Below are 2821 nucleotides of genomic sequence, written 5' to 3' on the forward strand. Positions count from 1 at the left end.
GCCCTGCCCCGAGGACGAGGTGCCGAAGAAGGGCCGCAAGAACACCGCGCCCAAGCCCTCCGCTCCGAAGTCCGCGCCGCCCGCGAAGAAGAAGTAGGCCGCGCGCCGACTGCCCGTCCCCGCCGCTTCATGACGGCGGGGACACCAGGACACCGGGACACCCCAGGGCCCTACTCGACGATGAAGTCCGCGGCGGTGCGGCGACGGCCGGCCACCACCGACACCACCGCGCGGCCCGTGCCCACGGCCGTCACCCGGCCCTCGGGCGACACCGTCACCACGGCCGAGTTGGAGCTGAACCACTCCAGCGGCACGCGCTCCAGCACCGCGCCGTTGCGGTTGTACGCGCGCGCCTGGACCTGCACCGACTGGCCCTTCTTCTTGAACGTGTACGAGGTGAGGTTCAGCCCCAGACGGGCGAAGTCCGGCGGCACCACCTGCACGGCGATGGCCCGGCTCAGGTGCCCCAGCGTCGCGGTGACAGTGGCCACGCCCGCCGTCGCGGCGATGAGCTCACCGTTCTCCACGTGCGCCACCTCTTCATTGCTGGAGCGGAAGGTGGGCATGGCGTCGGGGATGACGTGGCCCACCTCGTTGCGCGCCACCACGCGCAGCTTGATGGTGCGCCCCATCTCCACGAAGTCCGCGCCCGGCGCGCGCACCTCCAGCGTGGCGAGGATGGTGAGATCCAACGGCAGCGCCGCCTTCGCCCGTCCCCCCTGCACGCCGATGATGGTCTTGCCGGACTTGCGCGCCACCACCGTGCCGTCCTCCTGCACGGAGGCCACGTCCGGCGCGGAGCTGGTCCAGCGCAGCCGCGCGTCCATCATCTTGCGCCCATCCGCATCCAGCACCGTGTACTTCAACGGCAGGTTCTGCCCCTGCGTGCGCAGGTAGCGCAGCTCGGGCGGATCCACGGTGATGGTCGTCGGAGACGGTCCACACGCACCGAGGACACCCAGCGCGAAGAGACCCCACAGGGAACGGAAGGAAAGACGCAACGTATTCACGAAGGCAGACGGAAGGGGAGGTGGCGGAGTCTATCGGCCCACCGCGCGACGGGCGGGAAATCCACGCCCCTTCCCGTCGAAGTCCGCACGCCTGCACGCCTGCTGACATCTTTTTCGCACTTCAGCGGCGCGGGGCCCTGCCCTCCATCGTCCCCAGCACCTGCGCCGCCAGGGCTTCCCCCTCCCGCCATCCCGCCACCCGGGCGCGCTCCCGGGCCTGCTCCAGGCGCTCGCGCGCTTCCGGCACCCGGCCGCCCGCAACCAGCAGCCGGCCGGCGTTGAAGTGGATGCGCGCCACCTCCTGCGCGTCGCCACCCTGGTCGGCCAGCACCAGCGCGCGCTCCAGCTCCGCCAGCGCCTGGGCCGGCTCTCCCGCGAGCACCCGCAGGCCCGCGAGCTGCGACAGGGCCCGCGCCTGGCCCACCGCGCTCGCCACCGACCGCGCCTGTTCCACCGCGCGCGTGAAGGCCACCCGCGCCCGGTCGAGCTGCCCCAGTCGCTGCTGCAGCCGGCCCAGCAGCAGGTAGTGCTCCCAGTAGAAGTCCGGCGCCCGCGCGGCCCGGTTCCCCATGCGCTGGAAGGCCCTCGCCAGCAGCTCCACCGCGGCCGTCGTCTCGCCCTTGGCCTCGCGCACCCGCGCCAGCTCCCCCAGCACCAGGGCCTCGACCTCCGGATCCGAGTTCGCCGGGCCCTGCGCCATGCTCAGGCGCACCTCCGCGTCCGCCACGCGCCCCAGCTTCAGCTCCGCGACGGCCAGGCGCCTTGCGGCCTCCGCCCACGTGCCCGGCGTCTGCATCACCGACACGCGGTCCAGCCACGGCGTCACCAGCCCGTCCACCGCCGCGGGCTCCACCTGCGTGAGACACCGCGCCGCGCTCGCGAGCACGCCCAACTGCCAGCGCACCACCGCCGCCGTCGCGCCAGGCTCGCGGCCCAGGGCCCAGCGGTAGAACTCCACCGCCGCGCGCCACTCCCCCCGTGCCGCGAACCAGTCTCCCGCCCGCTCGCACGCGGCCTGCGCGCCGGGCGCGTCCGCCCCCAGCAGGTGGTCCGCCACCCGCACCTCGCGGGCCGGCTCGCTGGCGAACGCCTCGCGCTCCAACGTCTCCGCCAATTCCTCGTGCGCGCTCCGCAGCTGCATGGGCGACAGGCGCTCGCGCAGCACCTGCCGCGCCTCCTCTCGCGTGAAGCGGAAGATGCCGGGCTGCCGGGGCACGGGCACCACCCACTCGGCATCATCGAGCACCTCCGCGCCCTCCGTGCCCAGCAGCGACGCCCGCACCAGCTCCGCGGAGAAGAGCGAGCCCTCCACCGCCGCGCGCTGCAGGAAGCGCAGCGACGCGGAAGGCAGCAGCTCCAGCCGCGCGCCCAGCACCTGGCCCAGGTCCTGCGGCAGGGACGCGGCGGACAGCGGCCCGTTGGCCTGGAACCCCTCTTCCGTGCGCTGCAACACGCCCACCGCGACGAGCAGCCGCACCAGGGCCAGCGCATGCGCGGGATTGCCTCGCACCCGGTCCCCCACCGCCCGCTCCAGCGACGGCGACAGGGACGTCCCCAGGCTCGCGGTCAACAGCGCGTTCAGCTCCGCGGACGACAGGCCCTCCAGCACCGTCACGGGCAGCGACGCCAGGGCCGTGGGCACCGCGTCCACGTCACCCGTGCCCACCAGCGCCACGCCCGCGTCCTTCGTCGCCAGCACCCCGGCGAGCATCTCCAGCGACGCGCCGTCCACGCGGTGCACGTCGTCCACCAGCAGCAACAGGCCCGACGGCTTCGCCACGCGCCGCAGCGCCTCCACCACCGCCCCGTCC

2 protein-coding genes are annotated in these 2821 nt (G+C 74.0%); both read right to left on the reverse strand.

Annotated elements, in window-relative coordinates:
* Nucleotides 1-170 precede the first annotated feature (170 nt).
* Complete coding sequence (locus D7X74_RS40950; protein ID WP_199732845.1) at nucleotides 171-1010, reverse strand: Ig-like domain-containing protein; 840 nt, start codon at nucleotides 1008-1010, stop codon at nucleotides 171-173.
* Between the two features lie 121 nt (nucleotides 1011-1131).
* Nucleotides 1132-2821: tetratricopeptide repeat protein (locus tag D7X74_RS45155; protein WP_147446882.1), on the reverse strand; the 1690-nt coding region annotated here is incomplete at its 5' end.

Source organism: Corallococcus sp. CA047B (assembly GCF_003612065.1).
In the GTDB taxonomy this organism is placed as follows: Bacteria; Myxococcota; Myxococcia; order Myxococcales; family Myxococcaceae; genus Corallococcus; species Corallococcus praedator.